Here is a 12,780-nt window from a genome sequence, read left to right on the forward strand (position 1 = left end):
TCTTTACTTTACACCCTTGCCTGCCTGTCGCATCCATTCCACCGCAACCATTGAAATGAAGCAGCTTGTCTGCAAGGAGGATCCCCATGGCCAAACAGAAAGTCGCAATGCTCACTGCCGGTGGATTGGCGCCCTGCCTTTCGTCTGCCGTTGGCGGGCTGATCCAGCGCTATAGCGATGTGGCGCCCGATCTCGACATCATCGCCTATCGTTCCGGCTATCAGGGGGTTCTGCTGGGTGACAGCATCGAGGTGACGCAGGCCATGCGCGAGCGCGCCTATCTGCTGCATCGCTATGGCGGCTCGCCGATCGGCAACAGCCGCGTCAAGCTCACCAACATCGCAGACTGCGTCAAGCGCGGCCTGGTCAAGGAAGGCGAAAACCCGCTGCGCGTCGCAGCCGAGCGACTGGCGTCCGACGGTGTGACCATCCTTCACACGATCGGCGGCGACGACACCAATACGACGGCGGCCGATCTTGCTGCCTATCTTGGCGCCAACGGCTATGATCTGACCGTCGTCGGCCTGCCGAAGACTGTTGATAACGACATCGTGCCGATCCGTCAGTCCCTCGGGGCCTGGACAGCCGCCGAAGTCGGCGCTCACTTCTTCGACAATGTCAGCAACGAACAGACCGCAGCGCCGAAAACGCTCGTTATTCATGAAGTGATGGGCCGCCACTGTGGCTGGCTGACGGCGGCAACCGCGCGCGCCTATATCCAGAAGAGCAGCGCGAACGAATATGTCGAAGGCTTCATGATGAACGCCGAGATGAAGGGCATCGACGGCCTCTATCTGCCGGAAATGGCATTCGATATCGAGGTGGAAGGCGAACGCCTGCGCAATATCATGGAGAAGACCGGCCAGGTGACGCTCTTCGTATCGGAAGGTGCCGGCCTCGACGCCATCGTTGCCGAACGGGAAGCCTCCGGCGAAACCGTCAAGCGCGACGCCTTCGGCCACGTAAAGATCGACACGATCAATGTCGGCGGCTGGTTTCAGAAACAGTTCGCAGCGATCATCGGCGCCGAACGCTCGATGGTACAGAAGTCGGGCTATTTCGCACGCTCCGCCCCCGCAAACGGCGAGGACCTGCGCCTGATTCAGGGGATGGTCGACCTCGCGGTGGAAAGTGCCCTCAATAAGGTGTCCGGCGTCACGGGACATGATGAAGGTCAGGGCGGTAAGCTGCGCGTCATCGAATTCCCGCGCATCAAGGGCGGCAAGGCCTTCGATATCTCCACTCCCTGGTTCACCGAAGTCATGGACCATATCGGGCAGAAGTACTCACAAGCCTGACCGATCGGCGATCAATCGGCTTAATCGGTGGTCAATCCGCCTGATTGGCAATCAGGCGGATTGACGGATCGCAAATCCAATGTCTTTGCTGACGGCGGAAGAGGAATAGAGGAGGATTCTATGTCCATCGAAACCTGGCTCGCTTTCGCCGCCGCATCCTGCATCATGCTGGCCATACCGGGTCCGACCATTCTCCTTGTCATATCCTATGCGCTCGGCCACGGCCGCAAGACGGCCCTGGCAACGGTGACGGGCGTGACGCTTGGCGATTTCACCGCGATGACCGCGTCGCTAGCCGGTCTCGGCGCCCTCCTCGCCACATCAGCGACACTATTCACGATTCTTAAGCTGATCGGCGCAGCCTACCTCGTTTTCCTCGGAATCAAGCTCTGGAGAGCCCCGATTGTGACGGGTCCTCTCGGCGACAATGACAATCTCCCAGAGGAAAAACCGTTAAAAATTCTCTTACACGCATATGTTGTAACGGCTCTCAACCCGAAGAGCATCGTCTTTTTCATTGCATTCGTTCCGCAATTTCTCGACATGTCGAAGCCATTTCTTCAGCAAACGCTTATTCTGGAGGCAACTTTCCTCACTTTAGCGGCGCTGAACTCACTCATTTACGTGTTCGTCGCCGACCTGGCGCGCGGCTTCATTCGCAAGGCAAGCGTGCAGCGCGCCGTTAACAGAACGGGCGGAACCCTGTTGATTGCAGCCGGCGCAGTGACCGCCGGATACCGCCGGATGGCCGCCTGAGCCGGTGCAGGGTTGCGAGGCGATCACGGATAGGTTAATGGGGATTCATAATTTTATCGATCCTGTGACCGAATTTGGCGGTCCTGTGGCCGAATTGCATCGAAATTAGGTTTGGTTTTTTCGAAAGTGACAGAATGGTAACGATCGGATTTCCCAGCCTGAAGCGCAGCGTTGCCTTATCGGCAATGATGTGCGGCGCTCTCGCCGGGTGCGCAAGCACTCAGCAGCAGCAGACGTCTCAGGCAGAACTCCCGTCGGCACACGCCAACGTGCCGCATCCGAATACGACCCTGACCGCAACTGGCGCAGCAGCACCTGCAGGCGCCGCAATGGTCGCAGCAGCACCGGGCTTCATCGGCCCGCAGCAGCCGCAACAAATGGCAATGGCAAAGTCCGGCCGCCTTGCTCCGGGCACTGCAAACGTGGCAGCAGCAACGGTAAGCCAGCAGCAGATGGATGCCGCACAGGGACGCTTCGGCGCGCCTGTGGCGAACGCTGCCAATCAGGGAACCGCCGCAATTGCTGCAGCAACGGGCGCGCCCGCCGGCAGCACGTCAGCCGCAGCGGCCTATGCAGCATCCGACGTGCCCCTGGTGCCTTCCGTGGTCGCGATCCCCATGCCCAATCCGGCACGTCCCGGCGATGCTGCCCTCACGCCAGTTTCCGCCTCCGTGGCTCAGAGCGAGCCGACCATTCCGATGACATCGGATGTGGCAGCCATTCAGGTTGCCGTGCCGACGCCGCGTCCGAATTCGATGGCACAGGCAGAGGTCGCCTTCGCCACGCCCGCCCAGATGGGCATTCCGCGCTATGCGGACAACCGCATGCATTATGACTTCAATTTCGACAGCAGCGGCCCGACGGTCGTTCCTGCTGTCATGACCACCACCAACACTCCAAATTACGATTCCGATGTCCCGGCGGCGGAGAAGGGCTACGTTTCGAAGCTCATCCAGAAATACGCCAAGCTTTACGAAATTCCGGAATCCCTGATTCATCGCGTCGTTCACCGCGAAAGCCGTTACAATCCGAAAGCCTATAATCGCGCCGGATATTTCGGCCTGATGCAGATCAAGTACAATACGGCCAAGTCCATGGGCTACGAAGGCCCGCCGTCCGGTCTCCTCGACGCCGAAACCAACATCAAATACGCCGCCAAATATCTGCGCGGTGCCTGGATGACGGCGGACAGCAAGGCTCAGAACAAGGAAGCCAATGCCGTGCAGCTCTATGCCCGTGGCTATTATTACGACGCCAAGCGCAAGGGCCTGACGGACGTCGCCAACGGCAATTACTGATTTTACCAAAACCTTATGAGAAGCCGGCCTAGTTCGCGGCCGGTTTTATTATATCCATGATCCGCTTCACCAGGATTTGCGGTCGATAATACGCCCAGGTCGGCGTCAACCCCATCCGCACGACAACGAGATTGGCCGACGGGACGATTGCGATCGTTTGGCCGTCGTGGCCGGTCATCCAGAAGGTATCTGCAGGCAGGCCAAATTGCACATTGGAGCCGCCGGGGCCTGCAAGCCAGGCCTGAACCTGCGAGTAAACGCCCTCGGAAGCCTTTGTCGGCGTGCGCATGGCGCCGACAAAGCCTTCCGGCAGCAGGCGATGCCCATTCCAGACCCCATCCTGCAGCAGAAAGAGACCAAAGCGCGCCCAGTCCCGGGCATTGGCATAGAGATAGGAGCTGCCGACGAAGGTGCCGCGCTCATCGGCCTCGAAAACGGCGCTGTACATGCCGAGCGGCCCGAAAAGCGCCTCGCGCGGATAGGAGATGGCAGCGCTCAGATTGGGCAGTCGGTTCATCCAGAGGCGCGAAAGCAGCGCTGCCGTACCGCTGGAATAGCTGAAACGCTCGCCGGGCGCAGCCAACTGATGCGCGTTGGCTGCGATACTGGTCACGTCCGGATCGAGATAGAGCATGCGTGTAACGTCCGATACGGTGCCATAGGATTCGTTGAAGGCAAGGCCGCTCTCCATGGCAAGAAGATCGCTGAGCTTGATATCCTTGCGTGGGTCCACGCTCCATTGCGGCAGAAGATTCTGATCGTCGAAGGACATACGCCCGGCCAGCATGAGCCGGCCGATGATGGCGGCATTGACCGTCTTGGTCATCGACCAGCCGATCAGCGGCGTTGCCTTGCTGAAGCCATCGCCATAGGACTCGGCGACAATGCGCCCGTCCTTGACGACAACGATCGCGCGCATGGCAGGCCCGGCGAGATCCAGATTCGATACGATATCGGCGAGCTTCTTCCCGACATCGCCCTGACCGAGGTTTACCGTATCCCCATCCGGCCACACAGCGTCGCTCTTCGGCGCCTTGACCTTGTTGAGGAAGACGGCGCTGCGGGCCGCCTGCAGATCACCGTCCGGCACCAGCGCGCAGCCGAGCGCCCCCCGATAGAGCGCACGGTTCGGCGCAAACAGTCCAAGGAAGCGGGCCGTGACCACGCCCTCGTCCCGGTCGACATAGACGCGAATGAGCTTCAATGCCGGATTGCCGGGAGCCTGCACATCCTCCTCCATCACTTTTTCCGGGTCCCGTTTGGCCACGAACGTATTGGAGCAGACGATCTTTGCCGCGTAGCCATCGCCAACCTTCAGCAATTCCGGCGGGTAAAGAGAGAGCCAGACGGCCCCGCCGGCGACAATGATCAGCAGCAGAACAACCAGAGCCGCGATCACTCTCGATATCAAACGCATATTACATACCCTCCAGAAAGGTAGGCGGAGACAATCAGGAAACGCAGCAAGATGAAAGACCTATGATGGTCAGGGCTCCTTAAATATGTGCAAGGATGCTTTTCCGCCGGATCTGCCAACAGCCCGCGTCATCAGACTGTAGCATTGCCGGGTTAAACGCCCTGATCTTCACAAATCGGTGACAAGACTCAGATGACGGAATTCGCCCCGGATGCCGGTCTCCAAAAGAACCGGAAACTCAAGGACGCTCTGCTGCAGCACAAGGCATTGTCCAAAGCGGGTCTCTCCGAGCGGTTGTTCGGAATGCTGTTTTCCGGCCTTGTCTATCCGCAGATCTGGGAGGATCCGGATATCGATATGGAGGCGATGGAGCTGCAGGCGCATCATCGCATCGTCACCATCGGTTCGGGCGGCTGCAACATGCTCGCCTACCTCTCGCAAAATCCCGCATCCATCGATGTCGTCGATCTCAATCGCCACCACATTGCCCTGAACAAGCTGAAGCTTGCAGCCTTCCGCCTGCTTCCCGGCCATGCGGACCTGGTGCGCTTCTTCGGAACGCCCGGCATCGCGGCCAATAGCCAGGCCTACGATCAGTTCATCGCGCCTCGCCTCGACGCGGCAACGGCGGACTACTGGAATGGTCGCGATCTCTATGGCCGCCGCCGCATCACGGTCTTCAACCGCAATATCTACAAGACCGGCCTTCTCGGCCGGTTCATTGGCGCCGCCCATATACTGGCACGCCTGCACGGCGTCCGCCTCGACAAGATGACGGAAGCCCGCACGATGCGCGAGCAGCGTCAGTTCTTTGAAGAGGAGATCGCTCCGATCTTTGACAAGCAAGCGGTCCGCTGGCTGCTCGGCCGCAAAAGCTCGCTCTTCGGCCTCGGCATCCCGCCGCAGCAATATGACGAGCTTGCAAGCCTGGCCGGTGACGATTCCATTTCCGCCGTGCTGAAACACCGCCTGGAAAAGCTAGCCTGTCACTTCCCGATGCGTGACAACTACTTCGCCTGGCAGGCATTCTCGCGACGCTACGCTGCCCAGCACCAAGGCCCCCTGCCCACCTATCTCAAGCCGGAGCACTATGCGGCGATTCGCGCCAATGCCGATCGTGTGAGCGTCCATCACGCCAATTTCACCGAGCTTCTCGCTTCGAAGCCGGCAGCCTCGCGCGATCGCTATGTCCTGCTCGATGCGCAGGACTGGATGACCGATGAGCAGCTCAATGGCCTCTGGGCGGAGATTACCCGCACGGCGCGCGAAGACGCCCGCGTCATCTTCCGCACGGCCGCCGAAAAGAGCATCATTGAGGGCCGCCTCTCTCCAGCGATCCGCGATCAGTGGGTCTATTTCGAAGAACGCTCACAGGAACTCAACACCCGTGACCGTTCGGCCATCTACGGCGGCTTCCATATCTACGGAAAAAAAGCGTGAGCCAGGCGGATACAGGCATAGAAACCAGCGCGAACAACCACGCCAAGCTGATGGACGGCATGTACCGCTATCAGCGTCACATCTATGATCTGACCCGCAAATATTACCTGTTCGGCCGCGATCGGACCATCGAACAGCTGAATGTGCCCGTCGGTGGCTCCCTCCTGGAAGTGGGCTGCGGCACAGGCCGCAATATGCTGCTCGCCTATCGGCGCTTCCCGTCCGCCCACCTCTATGGCCTCGATATCTCGCAGGAAATGCTGATCTCGGCACGCAGCAATTTCCGTGGTTTGAAACAGATGCCGGATTTTCGCGTCGCCGACGCTACAGCCTTTTCACCCGCCGATTTCGGCACCGATGGCTTCGACCGTGTGATGATCTCCTACGCGCTCTCGATGATTCCCGACTGGACAAGGGCTATCGACGCGTCGCTCGACGCAGTCGCGCAGGGCGGCGAGCTTCACATCGTCGATTTCGGCCAGCAGGAGGGATTGCCGGGCTGGTTCCGCGCCATGCTCAAAGGCTGGCTGAAGAAATTCCACGTCACTCCGCGCGCCGATCTTCTGACGGTGCTCGAAGAGAAGGCTGCAGCGCGAAGCATGTCGGTGAAAACCGAAAGAATCGGCCGCGGTTACGCCTGGCGAGCCGTGGCGGCACGGCACGCCGCCTGAGTGCCGATGGATTCCAGCGCAAAATCCGGCCTCGTAAGACACCAAGCATAAGAATTTGCTTGAAGATAACGCATTTTTTACGTTGATATGGTGAATAAAGTGGCAAGACCAGCTGGCAACGGTATGGTCTGCCGCTCTTTCGGATTCTCGGGGACCATATTACGGAAGCCAAGTCTTGGGGCAGCAAGATCACTCGCGCCATAACAGGATATCTATGCGCCGGCTTCTGGCATGCCTACTGCCGCTCGCTCTTGCCTTGACTGGCTGCACGACGGGCTATGATGCCCTGTCGACGGCGGCCCTCCCCAAGACCAGGTTCGCCGATACGAAGCCACAGGATTTCGGCCGCGATCACCCGCAGCGCCATCCCATCCATGGCATCGATATTTCCAAGTGGCAGGGCGATATCGATTGGAAAGCCGTCAAGGGTTCCGGCGTCGCCTTCGTCTTCATCAAGGCGACCGAGGGTAAGGATCGGATCGACCCTCGCTTCACTGAATATTGGAATGAAGCGAGCGCCGCGGGACTTCTGCATGCGCCCTATCATTTCTTCTATTTCTGCTCGACGGCCGATGAGCAGGCCGATTGGTTCATCCGCAACGTGCCGAAGGATGCCATGGCGCTTCCACCCGTCGTCGACGTCGAATGGAATCCTGGCTCCCCCACCTGCAAGACCAGACCAGCGCCTGAAACGGTACGCAGCGAGATCAAACGCTTTATGGATCGCCTGCAGGCCTATTATGGCAAGCGCCCGATCATCTATACTTCGGTCGATTTCCATCGCGAAAATCTAGTCGGCTATTTCAAGGACTATCACTTCTGGGTTCGCTCCGTTGCCAAGCATCCGAAAGAGACCTATGCCGACCGCAACTGGGCCTTCTGGCAATATACGTCTACGGGTGTCATCCCCGGCATCAAAGGTCCGACGGATATCAATGTTTTCGCCGGTTCCGAACAAAATTGGCACAACTGGGTAGCGGCAGTAGAGAAGCAAGGAAATTCTTGAGACTGCACCCAATTCTCTCTTGCTTATGTCACAATCTTCTGTGAAAGCGACCCTATTCTATCACTGGAAAGGATCGCTCATGGATCGTCACACCATTCGACGCGGCGCTGTTGCGTTGCTCTTCGCCTCAGCCATGACCGGTGCGGCATTGGCTCAAAGCGCGGCTCCGGCCACAGTGCCGCCCGCGAGCAGCGATGCCACTCCAAAAGTAGCCTGCGGCGGCGATCTCACGACATTTCTGGCCGGCATAAAGGCCGAAGCGATTGCGGATGGCGCGGATGCTGCAGCCGCCGACAAGACGCTCGCCGGCGCCCAGATCGACCAGAAGGTTCTTGCCATGGACCGCAGCCAGGGCGTCTTCCGTCAAACCTTCCTCGAATTCTCCCAGCGCACCGTCAGCCAGGGTCGCCTCGACATCGGCCGCCAGAAGATGAAGCAATATGCCGACGTCTTCGCCAAGGCCGAACAGGACTATGGCGTGCCTCCCGGCGTCATCACCGCCTTCTGGGCGATGGAAACCGATTTCGGCGCCGTCCAGGGCAATTTCAACACCCGCAACGCGCTGGTCACTCTCTCGCATGATTGCCGCCGGCCGGATTTCTTCCGCCCGCGCCTGATCGCGCTGATCGAGCTCGTCCAGCGCGGCGATGTCGACCCGGCAACGACGACGGGTGCGTGGGCCGGCGAAATCGGCCAGACACAAATGCTGCCGCCCGATATCATCGCTTATGGCACGGATGGCGATGGCGACGGCCATGTCAACCTCAAGACCAGCGCACCTGACGTCATTCTGACGACAGCGCGATTCCTCCAGCACCTCGGCTTCCAGCGCGGTCAGCCCTGGCTGCAGGAGGTGACGGTTCCGGACAATCTTCCCTGGGAAAAATCCGGCATCGGCGGCCCGCTGACCGCGGGCGATTGGTTCAAGCTCGGCGTCAGCCCCCGCGACGGCAATACGAGTTTCGGCTCCCTGCCGGCTGCCCTCATCCTGCCACAGGGTCGCAAGGGGCCTGCCTTCCTGACCTATCCGAACTACAATACCTATCTCGGCTGGAACCAGTCGTTTATCTACACGACCTCGGCCGCCTATTTCGCGACGCGCTTTGCCGGCGCTCCGCCCTATAACAAAGGCAATCCCGAACCGGGCCTGAACGATGTAGACATGAAGGCACTTCAGACCAAGCTCGTGGCCCGCGGCTACGATGTCGGCAAGATCGACGGCATCCTCGGCTCCGGCACGCGTGTCGCGATCCAGAAGGAACAGTTCCGCCTGGGTATGCCGGCCGATGGCTGGGCAACGACAGCACTGCTTAACGCACTCTGATTTCCTCCATATATCGATCGAAAAAGGCGGCTCCAGGCCGCCTTTTTGTATCTGCTCCCCTGACGCCCATGGGCAAAATAGCAAGAAACGGGTGGAGAGCCCGCACTCTTCCGGTTTAAATGCATCGAAAGAGGAGAGATGCCATGAACGGCGAACATCGAATGAGCGCCTCGACCTGGGGACTGCTGCTGTTGCTCGGATTGATATGGGGTGGTTCGTTCTTCTTCGCCCGTATCGCCGTTCACCACGTGCCGCCCTTCACGCTCGTCTTTCTGCGCCTGTCGCTGGCAGCCGTGGCATTGCATCTCTATCTGGCTGGTCGCCTAAACATCTATCAGTCCCTGCGCCGTTATTGGCCGCAATTTCTGCTACTGGGCTTAATCAACAATGCGATACCGCATACGCTGATCTTCTGCGGCCAGACGCAAATGGGTGCCGGGCTCGCATCCATCCTAAACGCGACGACGCCGATGTGGACCGTGTTGATCGGCAATCAACTGACAACGGATGAGCGCCTGACATCGGCCAAGCTGGTCGGCTGCCTCACCGGCCTTCTCGGAACGATCGTGTTGCTCGGACCGAGCGTTACCAGCGGCGGCTCGGTACCCTTCTGGGCACTCATATTGCCGATCTTGGCGGCAATCTCCTACGGATTCGCAGCGATTTATGCCAAACGCTTCAAGGGCATCGCGCCGCCGGTTGTGGCAGCGGGCCAGTTGACAGGCTCCTTCCTCATCATGCTGCCGGTTGCGCTGGTGATCGATCAACCTTGGATGCTTGCCACCCCGCCGGTGACGGCAATTGCCGCGATTCTCGGCCTGGCGCTGCTGTCGACCGCTTTCGCCTACATCCTCTATTTTCGCATCATCGAGCTTGCAGGCGCCACCAACACCTCCCTCGTCACTCTGCTCGTGCCGCCGAGCGCGTTATTGCTCGGCTTCCTCTTTCTCGGCGAGCGAATGGGGCCGACCGAAATCGCTGGCATGCTGCTCATCGCCGCAGGTCTGCTCGTCCTCGATGGGCGGCTTTTCATGTGGATGAAACGCGGCGTCAAAACGCGGGAAATATGATCTCCTGCTCCATTCAGATGGTCCGCAGTCACAACATATTAATATTTATTCACAGCCCGTCATTGAGCCAGCAATCGACATTTATAACGCAATATCAAAATGTTGCCGAAAGCTCATGAATCACACCGCGAATTCGATACCGCGCCGCAGCATCGAATGTTCTTTCCAAGCAACACATTTTCGACATAAAATTTAACGGCTGACTGAGGAGGAAGACATGGGATTAACGCGATCCATCAACGTCCTAGTGGTCGGTGCGGCCTTCGCTTTCGTCGTGACGATGCTCTTCATCTGACGGCTTCGGCGAAATACGCAAACGACCAAACTCCGAAAAGCTAACAAAACCTCTGTTTCATTAGAAAAGCGCATGCCCCGCCGGACATGCGCTTTTTCATGAGTTCGCGCGACGTACTTTAGGCGGCCGCCCCGGCCCGCGCATCCACCTTGCGCTCAAGGCCCAGCCGTTCAAGCACGGCGGAAACCAGTGCCGAACGGTTCATTGTATAAAGATGAAACTCGTGAATACCACGGCGCACCAGATCCTGGATCTGCTCGGCGGCGACATCAGCTGCGACCTTGGCGCGCTCCTCGACATCCTCGTCCAAACCATCAAAACGCTCGTCCAGCCAGGCCGGAATATTCGTGCCGCAGGCGCCGGCGAAGCGCTTGAGTTGCGTCAGGTTCTGGATCGGCATGATGCCCGGCACAACGGGAATCTTGATGCCGGCGGCGCGAACGCGATCGTGATAACGCTCGAAGGCATCATTATCGAAGAAGAACTGCGTCAGGGCCCGGTCGGCACCATTGTCCGCCTTGCGCTTCAGCATATCGATATCGGCTGCCGTATCGCGGCTTTCCGGATGCTTTTCAGGATAGGCAGAGACGGAAATATCGAAATCGCCGCGCTCGCGCAAAGCCTGCACCAGTTCCGCAGCATTGGCATAGCCGCCCGGATGAGGCTGATAGGCCGCGCCGACACCACCCGGCGGATCGCCGCGCAGCGCGACGAAACGGCGAACGCCGGTAGCCAGAAACTCGTCGATCACCCGATGCGTGTCCTCACGCGTGGCACCGACGCAGGTCAGATGCGATGCGGTCGTGAACGGCGTCTCATGGATCATCTTGCGCACGGCAGAAAGCGTCGGCGCTTTGGTCGAACCGCCTGCCCCATACGTAACCGAAACAAACTCAACGTCCCAATCGCTGAGCTCGTCAACGGTGTTCCACAGTTGCTGCTCGGCCTCCTCCGACTTCGGCGGAAAGAACTCGAAGGAGATGCGGATACCCGCGTTATGGCTTTCTGATCTCGAAGACATGTCAAACTCTCCCGGCAAGAATGGGGGATGACTGGTGGCCCTGGTCGGACGCAATCAGCAACCGCGGGTCGCGCGCCAGCCAGATGGTCACGGTCAGCGCTTGACCGCCTTCCCTCCCCGAATGAAGATCCTGCACGCGCTCCACATCCAGCCCCGCCAGTTTCAGCCAATCCGAAATGGCCTGATGCGAGAAGCCGAGACGCAGATGCGCATGTTCGTCACGCAGATATTCAAGCCCATGCGGCGCGAGGTCGATGATGACAAGCCGGCCGCCGGGCCGCAGCATTCGCGCCGCCTCATTAATGGCAACCTCCGGCTGATCAAGGAAGTGCAGCACCTGATGGATGGTAATGAGATCGAAATCCTGCTGCTCGAGCGGCAGGTTGAAAATATCGCCGTGCCGCACCGAGGCAGCGGTGATATTGGCCCGGTCGAGATTGGCACGCGCAACGGCCAGCATGTCACGACTGGCATCGATGCCGACGGCGCGACGATAGTGGCCGGCCAGGAGCTGCAGCATCCGGCCCGTACCCGTGCCGAGATCGAGAAAGGAGTCGATCGGTTGCGGACCAATGAGATCGATCAGCGCCTTGTCGACATCCTCATCCGCGACATGGAGACGACGCAGCTCATCCCACTCGGCGGCATTCCGGCTGAAATAGGCCTGCGCGCGTTCGGCGCGGATACGCTTTACGGAGGCGAGACGTTCCCCGTCACGCAGCAGCACCGTATCCTTTTCGGCGGTATGGCGCAGAAGGCTGCGGGCGAGCGTCACGGCCTTGCCCTCCTGCTTCAGGCGGAAATAAGCCCAGGCGCCTTCCTGATAACGATCGATCAGACCGGCTTCGCCGAGCAGCTTGAGATGCCGGGAAATGCGAGGCTGCGACTGACCGAGAATTTCGGTAAGATCGGTCACTGTGAGATCGCCGGCCGCCAGTAGCGCCAGAAGACGCAGCCTGGTCGGCTCGCCGACCGCCTTCAGCACGTCTACTACGTCATCCAAGCCGAGTTTAACCAGATCCGTCATTTCACACCCAATCAAGATATAAAGATATCTTTATGTGATTTGAATAGACTCTGCAAGGGCTAATCACCGAAGACGCCGGCAGGGCGTCGGAAATCTGTTATTTTTTGTCGGCTGGGGAATATATGCGTCCTGCCCCAAGACAAAGAAAAACCCCGGA

11 protein-coding genes are annotated in these 12,780 nt (G+C 59.2%); 8 read left to right on the forward strand and 3 right to left on the reverse strand.

Annotation, left to right across the window (positions count from 1 at the left end):
- Window positions 1–86 precede the first annotated feature (86 nt).
- From AC13RC_RS11865 to AC13RC_RS11875, 3 genes are all read left to right on the forward strand, one after another.
- Complete coding sequence (locus AC13RC_RS11865; protein ID WP_488557233.1) at window positions 87–1,298, forward strand: pyrophosphate--fructose-6-phosphate 1-phosphotransferase; 1,212 nt, start codon at window positions 87–89, stop codon at window positions 1,296–1,298.
- Between the two features lie 120 nt (window positions 1,299–1,418).
- Complete coding sequence (locus AC13RC_RS11870; RefSeq protein WP_069612548.1) at window positions 1,419–2,054, forward strand: LysE family translocator; 636 nt, start codon at window positions 1,419–1,421, stop codon at window positions 2,052–2,054.
- Between the two features lie 134 nt (window positions 2,055–2,188).
- Window positions 2,189–3,352, forward strand: a complete 1,164-nt coding sequence (locus AC13RC_RS11875) for a transglycosylase SLT domain-containing protein (protein WP_488557234.1) — start codon at window positions 2,189–2,191, stop codon at window positions 3,350–3,352.
- A gap of 28 nt (window positions 3,353–3,380) precedes the next feature.
- Here AC13RC_RS11875 and AC13RC_RS11880 read toward each other — a convergent pair whose 3' ends face one another.
- A complete protein-coding gene (locus AC13RC_RS11880; protein WP_488557235.1) occupies window positions 3,381–4,769 on the reverse strand; it encodes a serine hydrolase domain-containing protein in 1,389 nt (462 codons plus the stop codon).
- A 192-nt stretch (window positions 4,770–4,961) separates the two neighbouring features.
- On the opposite strand from AC13RC_RS11880, the gene AC13RC_RS11885 reads away from it, so the two are divergent.
- From AC13RC_RS11885 to AC13RC_RS11905, 5 genes are all read left to right on the forward strand, one after another.
- Entirely contained in the window at window positions 4,962–6,209 is a 1,248-nt protein-coding gene (locus tag AC13RC_RS11885; RefSeq protein WP_488557236.1) for a BtaA family protein, read from the forward strand.
- Complete coding sequence (locus tag AC13RC_RS11890; protein WP_113390593.1) at window positions 6,206–6,880, forward strand: class I SAM-dependent methyltransferase; 675 nt, start codon at window positions 6,206–6,208, stop codon at window positions 6,878–6,880. Before AC13RC_RS11885 ends, AC13RC_RS11890 begins: the two co-directional genes overlap by 4 nt.
- Window positions 6,881–7,094: 214 nt before the next feature.
- Window positions 7,095–7,886, forward strand: coding sequence for a glycoside hydrolase family 25 protein (locus tag AC13RC_RS11895; RefSeq protein ID WP_488557237.1), 792 nt, complete (start codon window positions 7,095–7,097; stop codon window positions 7,884–7,886).
- Window positions 7,887–7,965: 79 nt separating this feature from the next.
- Window positions 7,966–9,210 (forward strand): lytic murein transglycosylase, encoded by a 1,245-nt coding sequence (locus tag AC13RC_RS11900; RefSeq protein ID WP_488557238.1) that lies wholly within the window; start codon window positions 7,966–7,968, stop codon window positions 9,208–9,210.
- A 143-nt stretch (window positions 9,211–9,353) separates the two neighbouring features.
- Complete coding sequence (locus AC13RC_RS11905) at window positions 9,354–10,280, forward strand: DMT family transporter (protein WP_488557239.1); 927 nt, start codon at window positions 9,354–9,356, stop codon at window positions 10,278–10,280.
- A gap of 413 nt (window positions 10,281–10,693) precedes the next feature.
- On the opposite strand, the gene metF is transcribed toward AC13RC_RS11905, so the two are convergent.
- Both metF and AC13RC_RS11915 read right to left on the reverse strand, forming a co-directional pair.
- Window positions 10,694–11,596 carry a methylenetetrahydrofolate reductase [NAD(P)H] gene (gene metF / locus AC13RC_RS11910; protein WP_113390590.1) on the reverse strand — a complete coding sequence of 301 codons (903 nt, stop codon included), beginning with the start codon at window positions 11,594–11,596 and terminating at the stop codon, window positions 10,694–10,696.
- A 1-nt stretch (window position 11,597) separates the two neighbouring features.
- Window positions 11,598–12,623: an ArsR/SmtB family transcription factor gene (locus tag AC13RC_RS11915; protein ID WP_145316689.1), complete on the reverse strand. Its 1,026-nt coding sequence runs from the start codon at window positions 12,621–12,623 to the stop codon at window positions 11,598–11,600.
- Window positions 12,624–12,780 lie beyond the last annotated feature (157 nt).

The organism is Martinezella sp. CNPSo 3890 (genome assembly GCF_057784455.1).

What these genes read in the sequence shown, in the direction of transcription:
- AC13RC_RS11880 (WP_488557235.1), bottom strand. Translation starts at nt 4,769, where the DNA reads ATGCGTTTGATATCGAGAGTGATCGCGGCTCTGGTTGTTCTGCTGCTG.
- AC13RC_RS11895 (WP_488557237.1), top strand. Translation starts at nt 7,095, where the DNA reads ATGCGCCGGCTTCTGGCATGCCTACTGCCGCTCGCTCTTGCCTTGACT.
- AC13RC_RS11870 (WP_069612548.1), top strand. Translation starts at nt 1,419, where the DNA reads ATGTCCATCGAAACCTGGCTCGCTTTCGCCGCCGCATCCTGCATCATG.
- AC13RC_RS11905 (WP_488557239.1), top strand. Translation starts at nt 9,354, where the DNA reads ATGAACGGCGAACATCGAATGAGCGCCTCGACCTGGGGACTGCTGCTG.
- AC13RC_RS11875 (WP_488557234.1), top strand. Translation starts at nt 2,189, where the DNA reads ATGGTAACGATCGGATTTCCCAGCCTGAAGCGCAGCGTTGCCTTATCG.
- AC13RC_RS11865 (WP_488557233.1), top strand. Translation starts at nt 87, where the DNA reads ATGGCCAAACAGAAAGTCGCAATGCTCACTGCCGGTGGATTGGCGCCC.
- metF (WP_113390590.1), bottom strand. Translation starts at nt 11,596, where the DNA reads ATGTCTTCGAGATCAGAAAGCCATAACGCGGGTATCCGCATCTCCTTC.
- AC13RC_RS11900 (WP_488557238.1), top strand. Translation starts at nt 7,966, where the DNA reads ATGGATCGTCACACCATTCGACGCGGCGCTGTTGCGTTGCTCTTCGCC.
- AC13RC_RS11885 (WP_488557236.1), top strand. Translation starts at nt 4,962, where the DNA reads ATGACGGAATTCGCCCCGGATGCCGGTCTCCAAAAGAACCGGAAACTC.
- AC13RC_RS11915 (WP_145316689.1), bottom strand. Translation starts at nt 12,623, where the DNA reads ATGACGGATCTGGTTAAACTCGGCTTGGATGACGTAGTAGACGTGCTG.